The sequence below is a fragment of the Candidatus Bodocaedibacter vickermanii genome, assembly GCF_014896945.1.
Lineage (GTDB): Bacteria > Pseudomonadota > Alphaproteobacteria > UBA6184 > UBA6184 > Bodonicaedibacter > Bodonicaedibacter vickermanii.
Genome location: NZ_CP054719.1, coordinates 1 through 23902, shown reverse-complemented (window position 1 = coordinate 23902; position 23902 = coordinate 1). Strand labels below are relative to the sequence as shown.

General features: G+C 40.4%; 22 protein-coding genes and 1 tRNA gene. 8 read left to right on the top strand and 15 right to left on the bottom strand.

Annotated features, from left to right (window positions below):
* Positions 1-38: 38 nt before the first annotated feature.
* The gene (locus CPBP_RS00115) at positions 39-782 is read left to right on the top strand and encodes a hypothetical protein (protein WP_350332033.1); all 744 of its coding nucleotides are present in this window, start codon (positions 39-41) and stop codon (positions 780-782) included.
* Between the two features lie 73 nt (positions 783-855).
* Here CPBP_RS00115 and prfB read toward each other — a convergent pair.
* The 5 genes from prfB to CPBP_RS00090 all read right to left on the bottom strand — a co-directional run bounded on the left by prfB (position 856) and on the right by CPBP_RS00090 (position 6514).
* Positions 856-1954, bottom strand: a protein-coding gene (gene prfB / locus CPBP_RS00110) for a peptide chain release factor 2 (RefSeq protein WP_350332032.1) whose coding sequence is annotated in 2 segments (ribosomal slippage) — positions 856-1884 and positions 1886-1954 — 1098 coding nt in all. Because the reading frame shifts where the segments join, the coding sequence is not laid out codon by codon here.
* A 2-nt stretch (positions 1955-1956) separates the two neighbouring features.
* Positions 1957-3324, bottom strand: a complete 1368-nt coding sequence (gene der / locus CPBP_RS00105) for a ribosome biogenesis GTPase Der (RefSeq protein ID WP_350332031.1) — start codon at positions 3322-3324, stop codon at positions 1957-1959.
* Between the two features lie 6 nt (positions 3325-3330).
* Entirely contained in the window at positions 3331-4635 is a 1305-nt protein-coding gene (locus tag CPBP_RS00100; RefSeq protein WP_350332030.1) for a PQQ-like beta-propeller repeat protein, read from the bottom strand.
* A 21-nt stretch (positions 4636-4656) separates the two neighbouring features.
* Entirely contained in the window at positions 4657-5433 is a 777-nt protein-coding gene (locus CPBP_RS00095; RefSeq protein WP_350332029.1) for a tetratricopeptide repeat protein, read from the bottom strand.
* Between the two features lie 82 nt (positions 5434-5515).
* Positions 5516-6514: a polysaccharide deacetylase family protein gene (locus CPBP_RS00090; RefSeq protein ID WP_350332028.1), complete on the bottom strand. Its 999-nt coding sequence runs from the start codon at positions 6512-6514 to the stop codon at positions 5516-5518.
* A 531-nt stretch (positions 6515-7045) separates the two neighbouring features.
* On the opposite strand from CPBP_RS00090, the gene CPBP_RS00085 reads away from it, so the two are divergent.
* The gene (locus tag CPBP_RS00085) at positions 7046-7489 is read left to right on the top strand and encodes a nucleoside deaminase (RefSeq protein ID WP_350332027.1); all 444 of its coding nucleotides are present in this window, start codon (positions 7046-7048) and stop codon (positions 7487-7489) included.
* On the opposite strand, the gene CPBP_RS00080 is transcribed toward CPBP_RS00085, so the two are convergent.
* On the bottom strand, positions 7486-7701 hold the full coding sequence (locus tag CPBP_RS00080; protein ID WP_350332026.1) for a hypothetical protein: 216 nt from the start codon (positions 7699-7701) through the stop codon (positions 7486-7488). The two genes, CPBP_RS00085 and CPBP_RS00080, sit on opposite strands and share 4 nt — an antisense overlap.
* A gap of 123 nt (positions 7702-7824) precedes the next feature.
* On the opposite strand from CPBP_RS00080, the gene CPBP_RS00075 reads away from it, so the two are divergent.
* The 3 genes from CPBP_RS00075 (at position 7825) to CPBP_RS00065 (ending at position 9024) form a co-directional block, all read left to right on the top strand.
* Positions 7825-7910: transfer RNA gene (locus tag CPBP_RS00075), tRNA-Leu, on the top strand.
* 26 nt (positions 7911-7936) lie between these two features.
* Positions 7937-8224 (top strand): 50S ribosomal protein L28, encoded by a 288-nt coding sequence (gene rpmB, locus CPBP_RS00070; protein ID WP_350332025.1) that lies wholly within the window; start codon positions 7937-7939, stop codon positions 8222-8224.
* A 41-nt stretch (positions 8225-8265) separates the two neighbouring features.
* On the top strand, positions 8266-9024 hold the full coding sequence (locus CPBP_RS00065; RefSeq protein WP_350332024.1) for a queuosine precursor transporter: 759 nt from the start codon (positions 8266-8268) through the stop codon (positions 9022-9024).
* Between the two features lie 103 nt (positions 9025-9127).
* Here CPBP_RS00065 and CPBP_RS00060 read toward each other — a convergent pair whose 3' ends face one another.
* Together CPBP_RS00060 and CPBP_RS00055 are read right to left on the bottom strand one after the other, a co-directional pair.
* The gene (locus CPBP_RS00060) at positions 9128-10468 is read right to left on the bottom strand and encodes a trypsin-like peptidase domain-containing protein (protein ID WP_350332023.1); all 1341 of its coding nucleotides are present in this window, start codon (positions 10466-10468) and stop codon (positions 9128-9130) included.
* A gap of 222 nt (positions 10469-10690) precedes the next feature.
* A complete protein-coding gene (locus CPBP_RS00055) occupies positions 10691-11167 on the bottom strand; it encodes a hypothetical protein (protein ID WP_350332022.1) in 477 nt (158 codons plus the stop codon).
* Positions 11168-11563: 396 nt separating this feature from the next.
* Here CPBP_RS00055 and CPBP_RS00050 point away from each other — a divergent pair, with 396 nt between their 5' ends.
* Both CPBP_RS00050 and CPBP_RS00045 read left to right on the top strand, forming a co-directional pair.
* Positions 11564-11767, top strand: a complete 204-nt coding sequence (locus CPBP_RS00050) for a cold-shock protein (protein ID WP_350332021.1) — start codon at positions 11564-11566, stop codon at positions 11765-11767.
* 89 nt (positions 11768-11856) lie between these two features.
* Positions 11857-13488 (top strand): DEAD/DEAH box helicase, encoded by a 1632-nt coding sequence (locus tag CPBP_RS00045; RefSeq protein ID WP_350332020.1) that lies wholly within the window; start codon positions 11857-11859, stop codon positions 13486-13488.
* A gap of 870 nt (positions 13489-14358) precedes the next feature.
* On the opposite strand, the gene CPBP_RS00040 is transcribed toward CPBP_RS00045, so the two are convergent.
* The 4 genes from CPBP_RS00040 to hslV all read right to left on the bottom strand — a co-directional run bounded on the left by CPBP_RS00040 (position 14359) and on the right by hslV (position 18012).
* Positions 14359-15006 carry a hypothetical protein gene (locus tag CPBP_RS00040; protein WP_350332019.1) on the bottom strand — a complete coding sequence of 216 codons (648 nt, stop codon included), beginning with the start codon at positions 15004-15006 and terminating at the stop codon, positions 14359-14361.
* A gap of 88 nt (positions 15007-15094) precedes the next feature.
* The gene (locus CPBP_RS00035; protein WP_350332018.1) at positions 15095-16114 is read right to left on the bottom strand and encodes a polyprenyl synthetase family protein; all 1020 of its coding nucleotides are present in this window, start codon (positions 16112-16114) and stop codon (positions 15095-15097) included.
* A gap of 22 nt (positions 16115-16136) precedes the next feature.
* The gene (gene hslU, locus CPBP_RS00030) at positions 16137-17447 is read right to left on the bottom strand and encodes an ATP-dependent protease ATPase subunit HslU (RefSeq protein WP_350332017.1); all 1311 of its coding nucleotides are present in this window, start codon (positions 17445-17447) and stop codon (positions 16137-16139) included.
* Between the two features lies 1 nt (position 17448).
* The gene (gene hslV, locus CPBP_RS00025) at positions 17449-18012 is read right to left on the bottom strand and encodes an ATP-dependent protease subunit HslV (RefSeq protein WP_350332016.1); all 564 of its coding nucleotides are present in this window, start codon (positions 18010-18012) and stop codon (positions 17449-17451) included.
* 153 nt (positions 18013-18165) lie between these two features.
* Between hslV and CPBP_RS00020 the strand changes: the two genes are divergently transcribed.
* Positions 18166-20244: a hypothetical protein gene (locus CPBP_RS00020; RefSeq protein ID WP_350332015.1), complete on the top strand. Its 2079-nt coding sequence runs from the start codon at positions 18166-18168 to the stop codon at positions 20242-20244.
* A 45-nt stretch (positions 20245-20289) separates the two neighbouring features.
* On the opposite strand, the gene recF is transcribed toward CPBP_RS00020, so the two are convergent.
* The 3 genes from recF to dnaA are packed head-to-tail and all read right to left on the bottom strand — an operon-like array spanning position 20290 to position 23902.
* Complete coding sequence (gene recF, locus CPBP_RS00015; RefSeq protein ID WP_350332014.1) at positions 20290-21417, bottom strand: DNA replication/repair protein RecF; 1128 nt, start codon at positions 21415-21417, stop codon at positions 20290-20292.
* 9 nt (positions 21418-21426) lie between these two features.
* Entirely contained in the window at positions 21427-22539 is a 1113-nt protein-coding gene (gene dnaN / locus CPBP_RS00010) for a DNA polymerase III subunit beta (protein WP_350332013.1), read from the bottom strand.
* A gap of 1 nt (position 22540) precedes the next feature.
* Positions 22541-23902 (bottom strand): chromosomal replication initiator protein DnaA, encoded by a 1362-nt coding sequence (gene dnaA, locus CPBP_RS00005; protein WP_350332012.1) that lies wholly within the window; start codon positions 23900-23902, stop codon positions 22541-22543.

Sequence of the window (23902 nt, the reverse complement as noted above, 5' to 3'; positions counted from 1 at the left end):
AGTTGTTATGGTTATGGAAGATTGTGTAGGAGTCCATCATGAAAAATGTTATTTTTCTTTCTGTATGTTTTCAAGTTTTTTTTAGCAGTATTTGTTTTGCTTCATCTCAATCTGAAAAAATCTTAGCTGAAGTAGAACGCAAAATGGATACCGTTCCATTGCCTGATGGCTGCTCTATTTTTGGAACCCCTATTATCGACACAGTAAAATTTGATACTGAGCATCTTGGAACTAAAGGGGGGAAAGCACATGCAATAGCAATAAGTCTTATGTATATTTTAAAGAATCCCTTAAAGAGTTCTAGTTTATTGTGGGGAGATGAGTACTATTCCGTTGAAGAAATTATGAATTTATATATGTCTTTGGTTAAAACACTTTATGATCTAACTTCAGATACGGTTGTATTTTTTGAAGGTCTATTTCAATATGGAGAAATTTGTGGAGTTCAAATACCAGGATTAGATATTAGAATACCCGCATCAAAAGCAAGATCTGACCTTTTTAAAGTGCTTGGTAAATGGCGAGTTCATGGAGGGGCATCTAAAGCTGATGCTCTTGAAGCCATTCGTATTGAACGCGAACGCTTAGACGCTATTGCTGTTGAAGAAGAGGCGAAACGTAGAGTTGAAGAATATACTCGAATCGAAGTAGCTAAAAAGACACAAGAAACAACATCAACGCTTCGACATCGTAAAGCTCATGGTGCTTATACTCTAGAAGATGACGACAGAGCAACGGTAAAGGATCCGTTACTCTCAAAGCATCCAAGATCGCATTATTAGAATGAAGGCGTCCGCAGATGTATAGATTACACTAACCTAATAATCTAACCTGTTGGGTGCAGCGTCACGCTGCCTAATCATCAATATGACTCAAACAGCTTTCCAAGAACCCATCAATGGCGCCATCCAATACGGCGCCTGTGTTACCAGTTTCATATCCGGTGCGCAGGTCTTTGACCATTTGATAGGGGTGCAAGACATAGGAACGAATCTGATTTCCCCAACCGTTGTCGCCTTTGATGGCATTCGTTTTTTGGGTTTCTTCTTCTCGTTTTCGAATCTCTTGTTCATAAATCCTGGATTGCAACATCTTCATAGCGGTTGCCTTGTTTTTATGTTGAGAGCGTTCGTTTTGACATTGAACAACAATCCCAGTGGGAAGATGTGTGATACGAACCGCAGAATCCGTCGTGTTCACATGCTGTCCACCTGCTCCTGATGAACGATAGGTATCAATGCGCAGATCTTTATCTTCAATCACGATATCAATATCTGTATCAATTTCAGGGTACACCCAAATGGATGCGAAACTGGTATGACGTCGCGCAGATGAATCAAACGGAGAAATTCGAACTAATCGATGAACGCCAGATTCTTTTTTTAACCAACCATATGCCATGTGCCCGGTAATTTTGATAATCGCCGATTTTATGCCGGCTTCTTCACCAGGGCTTTCTTCCATATACGTTACTTTAAATTTTCGTCGTTCAGCCCAGCGCGTATACATGCGGTATAACATTAACGCCCAATCTTGAGCTTCCGTCCCCCCTGCCCCAGAATGGACTTCAACGAAACATGGGTTGGGATCCGCCTCACCCGATAGCAAGGCTTCTAACCGCATAGTATCCGACTGTTTTAATAACGATTGAATCTGAGACTCACACTCTGCAATAAAGGCATCATCAGCAGATTCTTCTGCCATGTCAGCCAGTTCTTCAGCATCGTTAACACTGGTTTCAAGATTTCGAACGGCTTGAATTTTATCGCCTAATATCGTTTTTTCTTTTAAGATTTTTTGAGCATTCGCCTGATCGTCCCACAAATGGGGATCTTCAGATGATTGAGTTAATGAATCTAACCGAGTTAGCGCATTATCCCAGTCAAAGAAACCTCCGCAATACAGTGATATTATGACGCATCGTTTCGAATGCATCTTTCCATTCTTGGCGCATAATTACTTTGAATCCTTGTTATGATACGGGTTGTTGTCGCCCCCACGAAATACAAATCGTAACGGTATAGACGGCAAATTAAACGATTCCCGCAATGAGTTCACTAAATATCGGCGATAATCCTCTGGAATTTCCTTGGGTAAATTAGAAAACAAATGAAAGGTCGGTGGACGCGTTTTAATCTGCGTTGCATATTTCAACTTTATCCTGCGTCCGTTCACTAATGGCGGCGTATGACTTTCAACGGCATGGCGCAACCATTGGTTCAGTTGTCCTGTGGTCAATCGCACATTCCACAAACGATAGACTTCCAACACAGCATCCATAAACTTTGCAAGCCCAGTCTTTTCAAGCGCAGATGTTGTGATCACTGGCACTTGTTTAACCTGAGCAAAGTGATGCTGCAATTCATGTTGCACATCCGCCAAAATCTTTTTAGGATTTTCAGCAATGTCCCATTTATTCAGGACGATTACTAACGCCCTACCCTCATCTACCACATGCCTTGCAATCGTTAAGTCTTGCTTTTCAACAGGTACTGATGCATCCAATATTAACGCTGCAACGTTACAATATTGAACTGAACGCAATGCGTCCGTTACTGCCAGCTTTTCAATGGGGTTATCCACATTTGCACGACGACGTTGACCTGCCGTATCCACCAGTTTGATATGGTAATCTTTGTAATGCCAATCAATCTGGATAGAGTCTCGTGTTAATCCAGCCATGGGGCCTGTTAACTGGCGATCTTCTTTCAACAAGGCATTCACCATCGTGGATTTTCCAACATTTGGGCGTCCAATAATAGCTAATTCTATAGTCTTAGAATCGGGATCAACTTCAGTTTCTGCATCGCCTTCCATTGACAGACCATGTTTTTCAATACATTCCTGCATGGCTTCAAACAGGTCAATAAACCCTTCACCATGAACAGCAGAAATATAGACAGGGTCACCCAGTCCTAATTTAAAGGAAGTATAGTCATGTTGGAACCGAACACCTTCGGCCTTATTTCCCAATAAAATTACTGGCTTTTGATAAGATCGTAAGCGTGCTGCTAAATCTTCATCAATGGGCGTGACACCTTCACGAGCATCAAAAATAAAGAAAATAATATCCGCTTCATCCGCAGCTTTAAAGGTTTGAACCTCCATCAGCTGCTGCAATTCAGTGGCTTTATTGTGTTGTAACTCAGTACCAGCGGTATCAATAATTTGAAATTTTATATCAAATAAATCAGCGTCACCGTAACGTCTGTCCCGGGTAACCCCAGGCAGATCATGAATAATCGCCGTTTTCTTTCGTGTTAAACGATTGAACAACGACGATTTTCCAACGTTAGGCCGCCCTACAAATGCGACTTTAATCATAATATTCTATTCATACACCTTAATATCATTCTTTGGTGTTACGACGTAACACCTGTCTTTGACCACTATGGGGCTCATTGCAATCTGGTGATCCAATGTGATCGTTTGTTTAACGTCACCCGTATTAGGATCCATCATTAACACGGTTCCGTTGCTTGCAAACATCGTAAGTTGATTCGACAACAACACTGGACCATACCAATAAATAGGAGCCTCCGATACGCTAAACGTGTCTTCAGCGATTTTCAGTTGCTTCATCCATTTTACTTGCCCTGAAGCTTTTTTCAAACACATTAAACGTTGTTGATTATCCACAACAAACATGTGTGAATCCGTCAACGCTGGTGCTTGTAACGTCAAGATGGGTTGTTCCCAAACTCTGCGTCCAGTACTTGTATTATAGGCAATCAAACTGCCCGCATGAGACGATGCAAACATCAAATATTTATCCATGGCAACCGGAGCATACACATGTTGAATATTATTAATAATATTTCCAGGTGCAGCGCTAGAAATTTGATCGTTCCATACCATCGTACCGCTGGGGCTTAATGCCGCAATTTCACCGGATGCAAACGGAGCAATCACCTGAGTTGCAGTCACAGTTACATTCGCACCACCCAACAACATGGCCTCTTCTTGAATGCTTTGATACACCCATTTTTGTTGCCCTGTTTTGGTATCACGAGCTTCTAACATGTTATCAATGTTGGTATAAAACACTGTTGAATCTTGTACAACTGGGAGAATTCTAGCAATATCCGATAGCTGTTGCTGCCACACAACATCACCGTTATCTAAACGAACAGCCATTGCTTGGTCAGTGGATAAGCTTAAATAGCCCATATCACCGCTAACCGTAATGCCAGTCACTGACAGTGTGCGTTGCACTTGCTTATCAGAAACGTATTCTTTTTCCCACAGCAATGCCTGTGTTAACGTATCAAAACATTTTAAACGCCCATTGGTATCAACAACATACAACCGATCATTTTGAATGACGGGTGTGTATAACATTGTTTTACCATGTCCACTGCCACGTCCCCCATCAACTGTAGCAATATGTGTAAAACTGCCACTAAATTTCAAATGAGGAACAGTATGGGTTGTGTTATACCCTTGCATTTTCCAATTATCCACAGTCGTTGGAGCTGATAGCGCAACAGATTCAGCTTGAGCTGCCGCATCTGTCGTAATTGCCTTTGACTGTAAAATTAATTCCTTACGTTCGCCTTCTAACACCACTTTGTCAGAACATGACGATGCGAGTGTTGAAAGCGATATTAACGTTAATAATTTTTTATAGTTCATGCTGCTTATTCCTCAGCTTGTTTATTTTTTATCTTCTGTCTCTGATACAGATGCCGATTCAGCTGCCGGTGCTGCAGGCTCAACAGGCTTTGCTTCTGGGGCTGCTACAACTTCTGGCAATGTTGCAATTAATGCACGACAACGATCAACGATGGCAGTCTCTGGATTGTTAGTATCATTTATAACAACTTGGCAAGATTTGCGTGCCTCATCAATCTTTCCATCAATCTTTTCATAGTGCGCTAATAACTCCAAAGCAATCAATCGGCTGGCATTATCTTTTTGTGTCATCGCTTCTAAACGCTTTAACATCTCATCCCGAGGAATAGATTCATAGTTCTGTCCCAAGGAATGGAACGCACACAAATACGTACCAATGTTACGGTACACTGTTGGAAAATCATTATTACTAGAAATTTCCCAATAAATCTTTAACGCCTCTTCAGATGGCTTTGCATTTTCTTTTTGTTGCGCCAATAAGAATGATGCGCGTTGCAATTTAGCCATCACTGCATATCCAACGGTACGAGACGTCACGTCTTGCTCAATTGCTTCTAACGCTTTAAGCCCATCATCGTATTTGCGATTTACTAATAATTCCAACGCTGCTTCGTATTGATTTGCCATACTCATGCTTTGGTTTAAACGATAATTCTTTAATAAGCTAGCACCGCCGACTAAAACTAATACGCTTACAACAAATGCATAAAAATAACGGGAATACTGACGCCACAGCTTAAGCAGCTTGTCAGTTCTAACATCTTCGTTCACTTCGTGAATAAAATCTTTATCGCTCATGGGGTTTTACCTCGTGTTACATCAGATTATATATGATATACACTATGGGCATCTGTTCAATCAAACATTTAATGATTATTCCTTATTTTCTAACCCCCGTTCCCATGAATCCAAATTGAGTATCTAAACTTAAATTATCAGCTGGTTTCACAAAATATCCATCCTGTATAACCACTGCAGTTCCTGTTTCAAGCAGCGTTGACACTGTCACACATGTAAATCCTTTTTGGCGCAATAACGGAATAACTTTTTGTAAAAAACTGAGTGTATGTTTGGGTACATGATTACCATGCAGCAAAACAATGGATCCAGAATGTAGTTTGTCTACAAAGGCCTCACACGCAGATTGAGTTGCTGGATACCCTTCTAACCCAACATGATTCCACTGAATGACTTTTAACCCAAAATGCTGCAATCTCTGTAAAGATACGTCATTACATCGCCCATAAGGCAATCTAAATAATACTGGTTGAGGAGGTATTAAACTCATCTCGTCCCCCATGCCGATAGATAATGCTGTTTGCGCAATTTGATCTCGTAACAAGATATACTGAGCCTGAGTTGCTAGCACTTGTTGTTCGATCAGATCGACCGGCGCAATTCCAAAATTTGCATGAGACCATGCGTGATTTCCAATCTCAAACAACGGATCCACTATTAACTGTTGGGCAATATCAGGATGACTGCGCATCCATTTACCTGAAATGAACAATGTTGCTGGAACATTCTGGTCCCGCAAATACTTAATGACTTGACTTTGATACCCATTAACATTTGTACATAACTCACAGTAATCCAAGGTAATTGCTACGTATTTAGCTGCTGATTTGGAGTGAACAGATCGAATTGTCCCACGCCACCTATCTGACAACGAAGGCAGTTCCGGAACAATTGAATAATCAGGCATAGACTCATCCACCGCTGCTTTTTGGGGATTCAATACGCCACCGTATGAACTGGTTAGTTTATCTCCAGGCCATAATCGTTTTAATAAACGATCTGATCCGCTGCTTGGAGTTGCCCCCACCGTCTCAATTGATCCAATTAGAAACAGACATACACTCGCACATGTTTTGAACATAACCATCCCACGCTTTATTATATTAAGGATAGCATACGGTCAAACACAGGTAAAATGAGACTTTTGAGAAACTCTAAATCCGTGTCAGATCACATCGGATCTAAGCAACGTGCCGTTGCATCCACTGGAAATGATTTCGAATTCCGATAGATTTCTGATATTTTTTGAAAAAATTGAAATTTCTTAACTGCTGGTCTCGCGCCCCCGATGGGGCCCTCCCATCATCAATTCTCAGTGCGTGTCCTCCCCCCGCCACCACAACGTAATACAATTGGTATCTTTCAAAAAAATCGTTTTTGAAAAGTTACACGTCTTCCCAGGGATACCATCCCTGTTCATACTAGAACATAGTTCACGCAGCGCTGCGCTACTGTATATTCAGAATCGTCATTACGTATCAGATGCACCCACACTCAAGTGGGATCTGAGTTTACTAAAGTCCTACCACTTTCAACCTATCAGCTATTTCTTAACAAACTATGAACAGAATGAAGATTTAAATTTTAATTCAGTTAGACTATAATCAAGACCATGGAAAGTTCTACACATTATTGGGAAACATTAATACGCCTTGCCGAACAGGCTGCATTGCGTAACGAAGTGCCCATATCTGCGATTTTAGTTCACGATAACACAATTATAGCCATGGGGCATAACACGGTTGAAACTCACAACGACCCCACTCTACATGCAGAAATGCTTGTGTTAAAAGAAGGTTTTTCCAAGCTTGGTAAGCATCTTTCAGATTGTGACTTATACGTGTCTTTAGAACCCTGCCCCATGTGCGCTCATGCAATAAAACTATCTCAAATCAGACGTTTGTATTTTGGCGCTTATGATCCAAAAGGTGGCGGCGTCGAACACGGCCCTCGTCTTTTACATAACTTAAATCGCATCGAAATTTTTGGTGGGTTTTATGAGACAGAATTCAATAAACAGTTACAAACTTTTTTTTCTAATCTCCGTAAGACCTAACCCTCTTTAGAGCGCTTCTTACCCCCAGATATCCCCTTTTTTATCATCATTTTTTCTCGACCAAAAAATTTAGAATGAGGTTTATTATTTTTATTAAATTTTATTATTTGGGTTGCCTGTCCATGTAACGTATCACGATATTGAAATGGGTCTGACATTGCCGAAACGCTAGAAACAGCAGCAAACAAAAGCATTAGCATAAAATATTTCATTGTTATTATCCTATTGATGATTTAATAGTAATAATCGTTAACTTTTAAAAATAAGTTAAAAGATTGCTTAAAACCCCTTGACGAAGTTTTCAATTCAGGGTAAAAGATCATCAGTGTGTTTTTGCCCCTGTGGTGGAATGGTAGACGCGGCAGACTCAAAATCTGTTGTCCTTTGGGACGTGGGAGTTCAAGTCTCCCTGGGGGCACCAATCAAAATTCGAGTAAGGATAAAGAAATGGCTAGACGTTGCTCAGTAACCGGAAAAGGCGTTCTCGTTGGAAATAACGTAAGTCACGCAAACAACAAAACAAAGCGTCGCTTTTTGCCGAATTTGCAGAAAGCAACTCTATTAAGTGATGCATTAGGTGAAAGCATTAGTTTACGCCTAACTACAAAAGGTCTTCGCACTATTGAACACAAAGGTGGTTTAGACGCCTTTTTGATGGGTGCATCAAATACCGACTTAGACAAAAAAACTTTGCGTTTTAAAAAACGCGTAGCTATTGCTGTCGATCAGAAATAAAAGATTCCCGCTCTAGTTCATAGGGCGGGTTTTATTATCCCATGCTAGATTTAATATCTCATTATCAAACAGAATTCTTTTCAATTGCTCAATTATTGCTTAGTTGGATTTTCCTTTTTATCTGCACGTTTCGGTATGGAAAATCAGGAGTATACGTTTATATCGTCGTCGCAGTAATACTTTCTAATCTGCAAGTTATGAAATTTGGTCAGTTTTTTTGGAGCCAAGACCCCGTGGCCTTAGGCACAGTCGTATTTGCATCTACGTTTTTAGCTACTGATATTTTAACAGAATTCTATTCTGCTGAATCCGCAAAAAAATCTGTGATGTTGGGATTCATCGGGTTTGCGTTTTTTAGCGTGCTGATGATGCTGCAAATTTCTATTCCAGCCGTATCGACAGATGTGCTAGAACACTGCAATTTGACCGATGGGCACAACGCCATGGTGCAATTATTCACCCCTATGCCAATCTTATATTTATCCAGCATTGTTTCATACTTCATCAGCGAGCGCAGCGATATTGCAATCTACGTCTTCTTTAAAAAATTAACGAAAGACAAAGCTTTGTGGCTGCGCAGTATCGTTGCCGCGGCTATCAGTGCGTTTTTAGACACGGCTATATTTAGCATCTTGGCCTGGAAATTATTGACAACAACCCCCGTTAGCTGGTCTACACTAGTCTTTACATACATTCTGGGTAGCTTTTGGCCACGGGTATTAATTGCGATCACTGGCGTCCCCGTTTTGTATGTATTAAGGCATTACAAAGATCGTTGGATATCCCGCATTAATGTTTAACGAGCTGTTAATCGCAACGACTGAACACTTTGATCAAACTGAGGATAGAATTATATCCTCAGTTTGAATTTCCACAACCCTATGTCCAGCCCCACAAAAGAAGCTACTTTATCGCCCTAATCTCAGCTTCTGTTAAGCCTGTATACTTTTCAATTGTTGCTATAGACATTTTATCTATTAACATACCTCGAGCAATTTCAATCTTTCCTGCCAGGATCCCTTTTTCAATCAGCGCTTGTTCTTGACGTTCTCTTTCTTTTTGTTGAAGCTCTTCAACCTTATCCATATTGTCTAAAAACTCTTGATGGCGTCTAATGCTATTATCAATAAATGGCAACAGTTCTAATCGCATTCTAACTCCGCTATTCGCCCCTTTTGTCTCTTCACATGCTCCCATAGTATGGGTTCCAATCACATGCAGATCTTCAGAGATAATTGGGCTACCACTACTTCCAGGCAAAGTGTTCGCTAAGTGATACACTATGTTCTGTGAATCAACGGTTTGTTCCCACCGGGCCCTACCCATAGACTCACTCATATGAATCGTTCCGTTCGGATGTCCTACGATTCGAAGCGTCTCTTCTTTTCCATTTAATATTTTAAGTTTCAATAATTCATCGATTTGTGTTTGATTTAACTTTAAACTTTCAGACAAGAAAACAAGCGCCACATCGTAATCTGAGTTAAAGCTCTTCTCCCATTCTGGATGAATAAAGCAATGTGTCGATACTCTTGCTGATCGAACGGCGTGTTGATCTGATACTGTCGCTGTCGTTAGCATATGATGGAATCTAACTTCTTCAGCTCTGATACGTCCTGTATTTGGATGGTTGTTAAATTGTGGTGGTAAGAAATTATGCGCGGCGGTAATGACAAGGTTTTTATCTAACGCAGCGCCACTTCCATAATAACTTGAACCAGATTCTTTATCTCCTCTCGGGAAAAACATTTCCAGTCGTCCAACAGAAGAGTACGGCTTTTTTTCAGACTCTTTAGGATCGATAATAGTGAAAGGATTACTTGAATCAACTATTATTTCAATTCTGGGTGCTCCCTCAAATGGTCCTTCTAGATTATTGAAATCAACCAAATGATACGGCATGCCATTACCGCTATCAATTCTTAACTCACTGATGATTTTTGGATTCAAACGCAAATTTTGCACCCCAGTATATTTGGGATACTTAGGCTGGCTAATCGTTACAATTCCTTTGTGATCCGAATGAACATATTTCCCCTCATATTCAGAAATGTATGGGGAGGTTGAGCGATCAGATTCTGGACTATGAGGAGCTACTCCAATAACAACAACAGCAGCACTACCGTCTGCGCGGTGCTTTTTGAGCAGGGGTTCATCTATCTCAGCCCCTATAATTGGAGCCCCCCAACCAATACATAGACTAACTGTATACACACTCAATAAAAACAGCTTATTTAATCTCATCGCGTTCTCCAATCTTAATTACGGTAGGCTCCTTAGCCTAAGGATAGAGCAAAATATAAATATTTCAACTCAATTATTTGCCACTATAAAGTGTTGCTCAGGCATGATTTTGCCTGGAAAACCCAACTAGAATTCGTTTACATCTGCCCTAGATTTAGGACGTGCTTATGAGCTAAAGAATCCTCTGCTGTATACTGTTATACGACGACTACTATTGGACCCTTAACGAGCTGTTAATCGCAAAGATCTAACATCTACATCAAGTTCTTCCCCGTCTAACATAAACACGTGCTCACTCGTATCACTATCAATGACATCGCGATCTGGCTTAATGTCATCAAAGCCACCTCGATAGATCACTAGCGTAAAGGCTAAGTTAAGCAAGGGAAGTACAACTTCATCACTTTCGGCAACAAACCTCCATACAGATTCAGTGACGTTACCGGGAACAAAGGGCTCATGAATATTTTTCCTTACCATCGCAATAATGCGATAATTGCTTAAGCTATGTCCCGTTGCATTCAATAATGAAATAGACAAAAGACCCGGAAGTCTTGGATGATATTCTGTAAATTTTTCCACCGCAAATCTTGGGTCTGCTGGTTCCGCTAACTCCTTTTGAAAATCAGCGGCAAAAAGATTGGTTAGAGCTGTTAAAAAAATTATTCCACATAATACCTTACGAACGATTGTTTGCATGTTCTTATTCCTTTACTGTTATTATTCAGCATCAGATTCCACAACATTCTGAAAACATCAGCCATCTTGTAAGTATTGCACAATGATTTTCTTAATTTTGTGATACTATGATCATCCCTGAAATACATTAATACTTTCTTAATCTTTAAAGAGTATCCTTAGCTTTCATATATTTTAATTACCTGCTTGACTTTCAAAAATATATCCCTACAATGAAACTTGATGAGATAATCAAGTGACTCTTTTGTAAACACATCACCACGACACTAGTTGTGACGTTGTAGCGGGCCTAGAAAAATTTAGACTTCAGGTGTTTGACTAAAGACGAAAGCCACTTAGGTGGCAGAACGATTAAGGACTCGAATATATTAACCTGAATAAAACTAGGAGACTACAATGGCTAAAGGTACTGTAAAATGGTTCAACGCAACTAAAGGCTACGGATTCATTCAACCAGAAAATGGTGAAAAAGATGTTTTCGTACACATCACAGCTTTAGAGCGCGCTGGCTTGCGTTCATTAAATGAAGGCCAAAACGTTGCTTATGAACTAGCAACCGATAAAGGTAAGGTTTCTGCTGTAAACATTCAGCTTGCATAACCTCCCCTTTTTTATACTTTAATCAGATATAGAAACACGTTGTTTTTTCAAACTACGTGTTTTTATGTCTTTAATGGAGAAAATACACAGTGAATGATACACAAAACCCTACCCTAGCACAAACACCCTTTGATACATTAGGCGTTAGTGCACACTTAGTAGCTGCACTACAAAAACTTAACATCACTACAGCTACACCCATTCAAAAACAATCTATCCCTTTACTTTTAGAAGGTAAGGATATTTTAGCATCTGCCCAAACTGGGACAGGTAAAACGATTGCTTATTTACTTCCGATTTTGCAAGGCTTGTTGTCATCAAACGATGACTCAACAGCATTAGTTCTAGTTCCAACTCGCGAATTAGCCGTGCAAGTTAAAGACAGCATTTTAGACGTATTAGGTCGCGGATCTTCGATTTTTACTGCCGTACTTATCGGTGGAGAACCTATGGCTCGTCAATTTGCGCAATTGAAACGTCGCCCACGCATCGTTGTTGCAACACCTGGTCGCTTAAACGATCACTTGCAACGCGGCAGTGTAAAACTAAATACGACACGCTACCTAGTATTAGATGAAACAGACCGTATGTTGGACATGGGGTTTGCGGATCAACTAGAGGCGATCGTTGATTGCTTACCTAAAAAGCGTCAAACTATGATGTTCTCGGCAACTATGCCAGGCAACATGATGAAACTCGCTAGCAACTACTTGAACGACCCACAACGCATTGCCGTTGGAGTTGAAAACCAAGCCGTTGCAAAAATTAAACAAGACATGGTACGCACGTCTCAAGGCAATAAATTACCTTTATTGTTAAAAGAATTAGACCAACGCGAAGGTTCTGTTATTATTTTCGTAAAAACGAAAATGGGCGCAGAACAACTTGCAAGTCAATTGCGCGATGAAAACCACAGTGTTGATGCCATCCATGGCGATCTAAAGCAAAACCATCGTACAAAAGTAATTCAGGCTTTCCGTAATCGTAAAAGCCGCATTATGGTTGCAACCGATGTTGCCGCACGTGGATTAGATGTGCCTCACATTCAACACGTGATCAACTATGACTTACCACAATGCCCAGAAGATTACATTCACCGCATTGGTCGTACGGGTCGTGCTGGTGCTGAAGGCTTTGCTTTGTGCTTTGTTGCCCCAAATGAAACTGGTAAATGGAATGCGATTCATCGCTTAATGAACCCAGGTGAAAAAGGCGCGTCTAGTGGATCAAGCGATGATCAATTCCCACGTCATCAAGAACGTCGTCGTAGCGGTAATGGTCCATTTGGTGGAAAACCACGCTCTGCAAGCGGTGGTTCACGCGGCGCATTTGGAGCTCCTAAAGGCGACGGTGGATTCGATGGAAAAAAACGCTTTGGCAAGCCTCGTTTTCCTCGCGATAACGCTGATGCTGCGGGTGGTAGAAGCTTTGATAAGCCTCGCTTCCCTCGTGATAATGCAGACGCATCTGGTAACAAAAGCTTTGATAAGCCTCGTTTCCCTCGTGATAACGCTGATGCATCAGGCAACAGAAGCTTTGATAAGCCTCGTTTCCCTCGCGATAACGCTGATGCACCAGGCAATAGAAGCTTTGATAAGCCTCGTTTCAAATCAGCGTCTGGTGATTTCAAATCTGGCAAACCTTCGTCTATCCAAGATAGCGTTAAAGGCGGCATAAAGAAGTTTTTCTCAAAACCTTTTGGCAGCAAAAAACGCGGCTAATTATTAGCCTAAACAAAAAAAACCTCCTGAAGTAACCATCAGGAGGTTTTTTTAATACACAGCGCATTGTTTAAATCCAGTAGGCTATGTTGTTTCATAACATTCATTTAAAAAACACAGCGCTAAAACTCCTTATTTCGACACTGTATAGGTTCAATACAAGCGTGATATTGGCAGCATGATGCTGCACCCAATAGGCAACGTGCCGTTGCATCCGTTAAGTTAGATCCGAGCAGCGTGACACTGCACCCAATAGGCTATAACCGAATCGCACAAACACGGATTACAATTTTCACACACCGTATTACCCATTGAGTCCAGGGATCATAATGCTGGCAACCTGAGGTGCACCCATTAGATTAGATCCGAGCAGCGTGACGCTGCACCCAATAGGCTATATCCGAATCGCACAAACACGGATTATAAGAAAACACGCGCTCGTTGCACCCGTGTTAATAAAGGTTAATATTTCGTTAACGCGATTTTTTTATCACCCCCCGCCCTAGTCACCCTCAGTGACCTTCGGGTGGGGGGACAAAACCCACACCCTAAATCGAGACTAAATAGACGAAGCAATCCGTCATTTCTTCACGAAACGGTGGGCTAAAATAATAATGTATGAGCGCTCTAAACTTACAATACTTCACAAATGTTAACAAAAGATTGACGAACTGTAGATTTTTTATCTTTAAGAACATTTTCCGTAAAGTATAAAAATACTCTCTCAGCACTGTGTCAGAATTAGAGGCGTTTATGAAATTTCTTTGCCGCTATTCATCGGGAGCAAGCTCCCAAATTTTTGCGCACTTGCCGCTATAAAAAAAGGCTCCCACACACGGAAGCCCTTTAGAAAAGAAGACACGAATGGATTTACATTTGGAATCCAAATACAAACGCCAAGCGATCGCTAATCATTGAAACATCTTCTAATTTTGCCTCAGAAGTATCCCCTTCATTTTTATGCGCTAAAGAACGTTGGTATTCATAAAACACGCCGGCCATCCAATTGCCTTTAATTTTGAAATCGACACCAACACGACCATGCCAAGTCCATAACAACTCATTTTTACCTTCCTTGTTTTTTGGAAAATCAGCATGAGCCCCTTTTAGCTTTGCGGTATCTGTAAAGGCATATAGTGCCCCCATACCACCACCCGCGTAAACCATCATGTTACACCGGGCAAAACCTAAACGGATGGTTGCTTTTGGATCATATAAAAAACTAAAATCGTTTTTATCGCCTGTTGACATTGCGCCAGACATTCCAAGCAATGTTGCATCAATTCCACCATAGAAACTACCACCGAATACTTTACCCCAGCCTCCAGCAATACCTAGGTATAAAGAACGCGAACCCGATCCTTCGGTTGCGTCAGTAACTGCATCATTTTTTTTATGACTTTTTCCAGACCCCATCACTGCTGCATCTGTACGCACATAAAATCCATTCCAGCATGCTGCCGATACCTCTGAAGCCAACAATAAGGCTGCAGTTGTCATTAATAACTTTATTTTCATCGTTTCACCTTTATAGTTTTATTAGTAAATAGTATAACGTTTACTCTGGAATTACCAGGCAGCAAAATAATTCAGATCGATATGAGATCTAATTGCAACGATTAATTACAAAATGCGTCAACTGCATTAAGACATCTTTTAATCGACTGTCCGAAAATACGTCTAACGCATCCCTCGCTTTGGCAGCATATTCTTCTGCCAAAGTTTTAATGGTGGGAATTACAGCATATTCGGACAATAATATTTGAACCCAGTTCAAGTCTGCTTGATCACGATTTATTTTCACGATTGTCTCTTGAAGCCTTTCCAAGCTTCTGGATACGCCTGCCATTCTTTCTAATAAAACAATCAAGGGCAGCGTAACTTGACCTTCAAAAAAATCATTTCCGATGGGTTTTCCTAACCCAGCTTCATCAGCGGTATAGTCCAATACATCATCAATAAGCTGGAACGACATGCCTAAATTATGTGCATAAGATTTTAATCCTGCGATTTGATCAACCGTACCCTTTGCAACAAGCCCCCCTAATTCTAAAGCTGATTCGAATAACACAGCAGTTTTAGATTGGATAATTCCAAAGTAATCTTCACGGCTTACAAACGTAGTTGCCTTTGCACTAATTTGCAGGACCTCTCCTTCGATAATTTTCTGAGTCGTTTGAACAAATAAATTTAAGATATCTAAAGAGCCCTCTTGAACTAACAATTGAAACAGCTTTGCAAATAAAAAGTCACCTGTCAGTACGCTCATTTGGTTTCCCCAAAGAGTATGCGCCGTGGGTTTCCCCCGTCTTAAAAGACTTTCATCAACAACGTCATCATGCAACAGTGTCGCTGTATGTAAAAACTCTACACAAGCTGCCATTGTTACTGCCCGTTCATCTATTTCCCCACAAAGTTGTGCTGCTGCCAACGTCAACAGGGGGCGAATACGCTTCCCCCCCGATTCAATAATATGGGAACTGATCAGCGGCAATACTGACACTTCGCTGTACGCATTTTCTTGCAAAATTGTGTCAACGCACTTAATTTTATCCGCAAACAAAAAAGCTAATTCGCTTAATGGATTCAGATCCTGTCGCACTGCTATAGATGTAGAGATCAACATTACTACCTTTTATTACTTCTTATTATAAAATAAACTTTGATACATCAATATTTTGAGATAGTTTGCCTACCATCTCTTCAACATAGTCTTGATCAATAGCATATGACTTGCCTGAGTTTTCCGATGCATTAAAACTAATCTCTTCAAACAACTTTTCCATTACCGTATGCAATCGTCTTGCTCCAATATTTTCAACGCTTTGATTCAAATTAAACGCTAATCTAGCAAGATGCTTCACACCTTCCTCAGTAAAATTAACCCCAACGCCTTCTGTTTCAATCAATGCTTTATATTGTTTAAGAAGGCTGTTTTCTGGTTCGTTTAAAATTCGAACAAAGTCTTCTTCTTTTAAAGGTTCTAATTCTACACGAATAGGCAACCGCCCTTGCAATTCAGGTAATAAATCCGAAGGCTTTGAAACATGAAACGCCCCCGATGCAATAAACAATATGTGATCTGTCTTAACGGGACCATGCTTTGTAGTGACAGTCGTTCCTTCTAATAACGGTAACAAATCCCGTTGTACGCCTTCTCTACTAACGCTACCATCACGTTGACTGCGGCTACAAATTTTATCCACTTCATCCAAAAACACGATACCATTTTGTTCGGTTTCTCGAATAGCAGTTTCAATTATAACTTCTTTATCCAACAACCTATCAGATTCTATTTGGATCAATAGTTTTTTGGCTGCTAAAACATTCATTTTACGAGTTTTGGTACGCTCTCCCCCAATTGCTTTATTGATCATATCTGACATATCGATCATGCCCATTTGCATTTGTCCACCAGGAACATCAAATGAAGAGAATGGATTACCTCCTCCAGTATCAGGCACTTCAATATCAATGGTTTTATCGTTCAATTGTCCAGATTGTAAGCGCGCACGAAAGGTATTTCGGGTTTCTTCCGATGCATCTTTTCCAACCAATGCATCAACTATTTTTTCCTCTGCTGCACCTTCAGCTTGAACTTTTACATCGTTACGGGATTCTTCTTGCACTATATTAATAGCGGCTTCCACTAAATCGCGAATGATTTGCTCAACATCTCTACCAACATAACCAACCTCGGTAAACTTGGTGGCTTCTACTTTTACAAAGGGTGCATTATCAATCTTGGCTAATCTGCGCGCAATTTCTGTTTTTCCAACGCCTGTGGGCCCTATCATTAAAATGTTTTTAGGGCTAACTTCTTCGCGCATGACTTCGTCCAACTGCTGACGACGCCAACGATTTCGCAATGCAATCGCGACGGCTCGCTTCGCTTGATCTTGACCGATGATATATCGATCTAATTCGGATACGATTTCTTTTGGGGTAAATGATTTCATCCTATAAACTTTCAAACACAAATTTATGACTGGTAAATGCACATATATCAGCAGCAATTGTCATCGCTTGATGTGCCATTTCATCCAATGGCATTTCTGGACATTTTGCATACAACGCTCGTGCTGCACACAATGCATAGGCACCACCAGATCCAATTCCTATAATACCATCTTCCGGTTCTAAGACGTCGCCAGTCCCAGTGAGTATTAACGAAGCCTCTTTATCAACAACGGCCATTAAGGCTTCTAACCTGCGCAAGTATTTGTCTGTTCGCCAATCTTTGGCAAGCTCTACACATGCACGTTTAAGTTGCGCTGGATATTGTTCTATTTTTCCTTCCAACCGTTCGAACAGTGTCATTGCATCTGCGGTTGCACCCGCAAAACCGACAATGACTCGACCTTCAGCTAAACGGCGAACCTTATTTGCGTTACTTTTTAATATAATTGATTGCCCCATGGTAACTTGACCATCTCCCGCAACAATGACTTCACTGCCGCGACGAATGGATAAAATAGTCGTACCATGCCAAGGACTTAACCCGTGAGAACTGTGAGAATCCATACCAACCTTCCTTCTTGTAAGTGAAGTATACCCAAAAACCATAGAAGATGAAAGCCGTTTCAGGATTTTTATCCCATGAAAACTACGTCCAAATACTTGACTTTCTGTATGACTCCCCTATATATATAAGGAAAAGTTTTAAAGGAGATTTTTATGCGCTGTTTATCAAAACTACTCTTAACAACTACACTATTAACAACTACAACAACCTATGGTGCCGCCGCTATAGACTTCTATAACGCAAGTACACAAACTTCCATTTCAGCAGAACCTCAAGATAGCATTTGCACTTTTGAACGGGTTGTTAGCGCTACGGCTACAGCAACCTATGATGCAGCCGCCATAAAACCCTTTAAGGTACGCAGCACACAAACTTCCGTTTCAACAGAAACTCAAGATAAAATTGACGCTTTTAGACAGCTTGTTAGATTTAATGAAGACTTTAACGTTTCCGATGCGGCTGAACTTCTTTTCGATCCCGCACTATATCCTTATATTTCATGGAGATCTGACGAAAAAGATGAGGGTGTATTTGATCAAATAAGCAAAATTATGAACCTAATGCGTACGCCAATGTTCAATCGTAATAGCTCACTCTTATTCCGAGTATTACACTCCATTAGATCTCCAGAACGGCTAGAAGAAACACTAGATTCAAGTCATGAATCAAATTCATCTGTGTTACCTAGTCTTATTGATGACACTTTACGTTGGAGACACTATAGAAACGTTGTAACACATTTCAATTTAACGTTTAGACCCGACGTGCGCTTAAGGCTATATTTGGAGCTAGTGCACCGAACCAATATCACGCCTGATAGTTTGGGTCATCTATTAAGTGCGACCATAGATTTAGCTAAAATGTTTATGATTGAACCTAGCGCTACATTTGTTAACACCGTTTTAGAATTTAAAAAAGACAAAGTAGACCGTCTCCCATCTGAAGAAAACTCTGATTGTTACGTTTCTTTGCGATATCCATCCCTTCCCGATATTCAAGCAGAACAAGAAAGAGCCACACAAGAAATACTTGATGACTTAACCCATATTCTCACTCAGCTTCAACGTAGTTTAGACAGCTCCGACAGAGTGACTACGACAACCATTGGTGATCTTTTTTATGCTTTTCGATATCCATCTTCTGCCGATACTCACACAGGAAAAACCCAACACGAAAAAGCGCTTGATGAAGTAGCTAAGACTTTCTCTAACCATGAACGTGATTTAGACAAATCTTTCTTGAGGGCTAACGAACGCATTGATCATTTAACATTAAGACGTTTTGGCCCCAATACACTAGAAAAAATATATGCTGAATTAGCTAGTATATTCGCTAATTTTGAACATCATTTAGACGAATCCTTCGCGAAGACTAAGGCAACCATTGATCTAATCTTAACAAGCTTTGGTCCCAACGCATTAGCGTTTTTTAAAGAAATATTTGAACGTATTGCAACACACCCACGTACAAAACCAGCCGATAAGATAAAGGCAGTAGAACTATTAATACAAGCCGGTGCCTCTTCAGACGTTTTGGTTAAAGTTCATTGCGATTTAGCAAATGATACCTCTAGATCTGTCGATGACAGATTAAAGAACCTTCATAAACTTTTAGAGCTAAATGCTAAAGTTGCAATTCTTTTTCCTGCGCGTGCTATTGCAACTAATGCAACAGTTGATATTCAAGACCGTCTGACAGCTGCCAGTTTGCTTTCAGAAATCCACACAGCTAAGAACGACGCGATAAACATCTATACTCAAATAATGGAGACAGTAAACAATAATTCCCTTGATGCACGAGAAAAAGCTATTTACTTATTTAAACTAGGACTCGGATTCCACAAAGCCGGAGATATTAATAAAGGCTTAGCTATGCTATCGCAGTCGATTATAGATTTAATAGGAAAAATTAATAAGAAGACAGATATCCTTATACCTTTTATCCCTGATGACGTTATCATGGCTACAGAAATATTATTTAATGCTGGAAATTTTTGGCCCCATAAAGACGCTGCAACACGTCTGATACAATGGGTTATTTATCAACCTGTTACGGGGGGATTTTATCAGGGATCAATAATTTTTGCCGCTGAAACTGCCGAAAGAATGGGGTCTTTAGACACATCTAGAGAATGCGTAGAGCATATGGAACGCTATGAAACGCGCGAAAAATATAGAGATAGAATTACTGCTTTGAAGGCTAAATTACCTGCGATCGCTGCTGGTTCATAATAACATACAGAGACCTCCCCCCTATTTATTTGGCAGGGGGGAGTCTTAAATTAAGACTCGTATTCCAGTCTGATCCAAATGATACGACTGTGTTGAATAGTGTGCTAACCCAGAAAATAAGCTGTGGTCTGTTCCCGAATACCATGCTTGAACATTTAAACTATTTATTTTTTCGAACAATATATGCCTGCGTTCAGAATCTAAATGAGCCGCCACTTCGTCTAACAGCAATATATTAACTCCTGGGTTTCTTAGTGTTTGCAACTTCACAAACGCTAAAATTATCCACATCAATAATATCTTTTGCTCACCCGTTGAACACACAGCAGCATTTAGATTTTTCAATGTATGAAACGCTGTAAAGTCCATTTTATGCGCCCCAACCTGCGCCCCACCTATTAAGGCATCTAACGATCGATTATCTGCCAATTGCCTTAATAGCGTTTCCTCTTGATCCACCAAGGAGCTTTCATTTAAGCCAAGCTCTATCCCCTCAGTGAACTCTAATCTAGCGGCTGGAAAATGAGCATCATCTGAAAATGGGTGTGCCTCTTGTAGCAACTGTAAGGCTTCCACTCTACGACTTGCAATCGCAATGGATTCTTGCGCCATCGTTATCTCTAAAGCATCCAACCAATGTTTATTCGATGAACGCTCTTTTAACAAACGATTGCGTTCCATCATTGCATGTTTGTATTTAGACAATCGTTCAGCATGTAATGGATCAAATCCATACACCAGTCGATCAAAGAATTTTCGACGAATGCTACTGGGTTCTAAAAACAATCGATCCATGGCTGGTGTTACCCAATTCACACTCAGAAAATGCCCCAACTCTAAATGAGTTTGTATCGCATCACCTTGAACTTTAACAATACGTCGTGAAACATTCGATGGGTCTTGCCCCGTTGCAATAGATACGATATCTTCACCATCAAATATATGAGCATTCACAGCCCAAGGTGATACCTGTCCAAACTGCATGACATCGATGATTTTAGATTTTCGAAGTCCACGACCAGGTGATAAGAATGAAATAGCCTCTAATAGATTCGTTTTACCCGCACCATTCAGTCCAGATAAAACGATATGCTTAGAATGTAAATTAAGATCTAAATATCCATACGAACGAAAATGACTTAGGCGTAACCGTTCAACTCCTATCGTTTGCATTCGTAACGACTAAACCCTCATCGGCATTAAAATCGTCAACGATGCATCATCGCCCACATCTGTAATCAATGCAGCCGTCGCTGAATCTTGCAAACGAATTTCAACCTGTCCTTCTGAACTAATGTGCGAAAGATCCATCAAATAACGTCCATTGAATCCTATATCCAAGGGCTCCGCAGAATATTGCGCATCCACCGATTCTTTCGCAGAACCAAATTCAGAACTTGGCGCTGAAATATCAATACGATTATCGTGAATGTTTAATTTAATCGGACGCATTTTATCAAACGAAATTAATGAAACACGCTCTACGGCTTCTAAAAATTGCTTTTTATCCGCAACAACCATTTTTTGGTTATCATAGGGAATTAAGCGTTCATAGTCTGGGAATGTTCCATCGATTAAGCGGCTGGACATAAACGAATCACCCGCTTTAAAACACGCCTGAAATCCTGATAGTGCAACCTGAATATCGCCTTCATGTTTTTCAAGAAATTTAGACAGTTCAAGAACCGTCTTGCGCGATAAAATAATGCTTGGCATTGATTCGGCACCTTCAGGAACTTGAACCTGGGCACACGCCAATCGATGAGAATCCGTAGCCGCAGCTCTCAAAACAACATCACCTTTTGATTCCGTAACATGCAAACAAATGCCATTTAGATTATAACGGGTTTCTTCCATCGACATTGCGAATTTGGTTTTATCGATTAAATACCGCAATTCCCAAGCTTTGATTGTGAATTTAAATGCATAAGAATCTCCATTGCCAATGACCGGGAAATCATCTCCGTTTAAACAGGAAATATTAAATTTAGATGCACCACATTCCAAAACAACCTGTCCATTAGACCGTGTTAAATATACAGGTTGATCGGGTAACTTGCGCACAATTTCATTTAATAAATGAGCTGGCAACGCTACCTTACCGCCCTCTTCAACTGTAACTGGAAATGTCTCAACTAAGCTTATATCCAAGTCAGTAGAGCTCATCATCACGCTGTGATCTTTAACCTGAACAAGAATATGCGCCAAAATGGGCATCGTATGTTTGCGTTCAACAATGCCTCCGGCTTGATTCAACGCATTTAGAAAAATGTTTTTATCTAACGTAATTTTCATTTTATACCTGCAATACCCGTTTTAATATATCTACATCTTCAGCAAATGCTATATCTTCCTTGCTCATCGCCTCAATCTTTTTGACGGCATGCATCACTGTCGTATGATCTTTTCCACCAAACTTACGTCCAATCTCTGGTAAAGAGCTTGTGGTTAGCATCTTTGATAAGTACATCGCAATCTGTCGTGGTCTTGCAATATCAATGCTTCTTTTAGAGGATAACAGATCTGCTACTTTAATGTCAAAATGCTCTGAAACTTTCTTTTGAATATCTTCAATTGACACGCGTCGATCATTCGATCGAATCAAATCTCTCAATACTTCCGTGGTCATTTCAATATTAATATTACGACCCACCAGTGTCGCATGTGCAACAACGCGATTCAACGCGCCTTCCAATTCTCGAATATTTGACCCAATTTTATGCGCCAAAAAGTCTAATACATCTTTAGGAACAATTGTGCTTATTTTTTCAGCTTTAGCCTGCAGAATTCCCAAACGTAATTCGTATGTGGTCGGATGAATATCAGCAACCAACCCCCAACCTAGTCTAGACCGCATGCGTTCTTCAATCCCAGAAAGGTCTGATGGCGATTTGTCCGCAGATAAAATAATTTGCTTCTTTTGGTCAATCAGTGCGTTAAAAGTATGAAAGAACTCTTCTTGGGTTGAGTCTTTACCGCTAATAAACTGAACGTCGTCAATCATCAGAACGTCAACAGAACGAAATCTCTCTTTAAAAGACATTGTATCTTTATGGCGCAATGCACGAATAAACTGATACATGAACTTTTCTGCAGACAGATAAATAACTTCACGTTCAGGATGATGCTCTTTAATATGCCATGCAATCGCATGCATTAAATGAGTTTTACCTAGTCCAACCCCTCCATATAAAAACAATGGATTAAAGGGAACTTCTTTTGATTCGCTAACTCGTAATGCAGCAGCGTATGCTAATTCGTTAGTCTTACCCACGACAAAGTTTTCAAATGTAAATCTGGGATCTAATCCCAAGCTTAAAGCATCTTCTGTGTCTTCTGTCTTTGTGTTTTTAGATAACGCTCTCATCATCTTTTCAGTTTGCAGTTTTGCATCAAATCGATGGGGTGGTCCAATCACTATGTCCAATGTAATCACAGACGCATTTTCTTTTCGTACCAACCGCATCAACGCATCACGATAATGAGAATCAACCCAATCACGCATGAATGCTGTGGGCGCCAAAACTCGCAACACGCCCCCGTCAATTGAATCAACAATTAATGGAGCAATCCAATTTTTGAATACAGCTTCGCCCTCTTCCTCACGGAATTGGTCACACACATGCGTCCACAGAATATCCTGTATTTCATCCCCCAT

What these genes read in the sequence shown, in the direction of transcription:
- CPBP_RS00050 (WP_350332021.1), top strand. Translation starts at nt 11,564, where the DNA reads ATGGCTAAAGGTACTGTAAAATGGTTCAACGCAACTAAAGGCTACGGA.
- CPBP_RS00035 (WP_350332018.1), bottom strand. Translation starts at nt 16,114, where the DNA reads ATGTTGATCTCTACATCTATAGCAGTGCGACAGGATCTGAATCCATTA.
- CPBP_RS00020 (WP_350332015.1), top strand. Translation starts at nt 18,166, where the DNA reads ATGCGCTGTTTATCAAAACTACTCTTAACAACTACACTATTAACAACT.
- CPBP_RS00085 (WP_350332027.1), top strand. Translation starts at nt 7,046, where the DNA reads ATGGAAAGTTCTACACATTATTGGGAAACATTAATACGCCTTGCCGAA.
- dnaA (WP_350332012.1), bottom strand. Translation starts at nt 23,902, where the DNA reads ATGGGGGATGAAATACAGGATATTCTGTGGACGCATGTGTGTGACCAA.
- dnaN (WP_350332013.1), bottom strand. Translation starts at nt 22,539, where the DNA reads ATGAAAATTACGTTAGATAAAAACATTTTTCTAAATGCGTTGAATCAA.
- der (WP_350332031.1), bottom strand. Translation starts at nt 3,324, where the DNA reads ATGATTAAAGTCGCATTTGTAGGGCGGCCTAACGTTGGAAAATCGTCG.
- recF (WP_350332014.1), bottom strand. Translation starts at nt 21,417, where the DNA reads ATGCAAACGATAGGAGTTGAACGGTTACGCCTAAGTCATTTTCGTTCG.
- CPBP_RS00100 (WP_350332030.1), bottom strand. Translation starts at nt 4,635, where the DNA reads ATGAACTATAAAAAATTATTAACGTTAATATCGCTTTCAACACTCGCA.
- CPBP_RS00080 (WP_350332026.1), bottom strand. Translation starts at nt 7,701, where the DNA reads ATGAAATATTTTATGCTAATGCTTTTGTTTGCTGCTGTTTCTAGCGTT.
- CPBP_RS00090 (WP_350332028.1), bottom strand. Translation starts at nt 6,514, where the DNA reads ATGTTCAAAACATGTGCGAGTGTATGTCTGTTTCTAATTGGATCAATT.
- CPBP_RS00095 (WP_350332029.1), bottom strand. Translation starts at nt 5,433, where the DNA reads ATGAGCGATAAAGATTTTATTCACGAAGTGAACGAAGATGTTAGAACT.
- hslV (WP_350332016.1), bottom strand. Translation starts at nt 18,012, where the DNA reads ATGGATTCTCACAGTTCTCACGGGTTAAGTCCTTGGCATGGTACGACT.
- CPBP_RS00065 (WP_350332024.1), top strand. Translation starts at nt 8,266, where the DNA reads ATGCTAGATTTAATATCTCATTATCAAACAGAATTCTTTTCAATTGCT.
- CPBP_RS00055 (WP_350332022.1), bottom strand. Translation starts at nt 11,167, where the DNA reads ATGCAAACAATCGTTCGTAAGGTATTATGTGGAATAATTTTTTTAACA.
- CPBP_RS00060 (WP_350332023.1), bottom strand. Translation starts at nt 10,468, where the DNA reads ATGAGATTAAATAAGCTGTTTTTATTGAGTGTGTATACAGTTAGTCTA.
- hslU (WP_350332017.1), bottom strand. Translation starts at nt 17,447, where the DNA reads ATGAAATCATTTACCCCAAAAGAAATCGTATCCGAATTAGATCGATAT.
- CPBP_RS00040 (WP_350332019.1), bottom strand. Translation starts at nt 15,006, where the DNA reads ATGAAAATAAAGTTATTAATGACAACTGCAGCCTTATTGTTGGCTTCA.
- rpmB (WP_350332025.1), top strand. Translation starts at nt 7,937, where the DNA reads ATGGCTAGACGTTGCTCAGTAACCGGAAAAGGCGTTCTCGTTGGAAAT.
- CPBP_RS00115 (WP_350332033.1), top strand. Translation starts at nt 39, where the DNA reads ATGAAAAATGTTATTTTTCTTTCTGTATGTTTTCAAGTTTTTTTTAGC.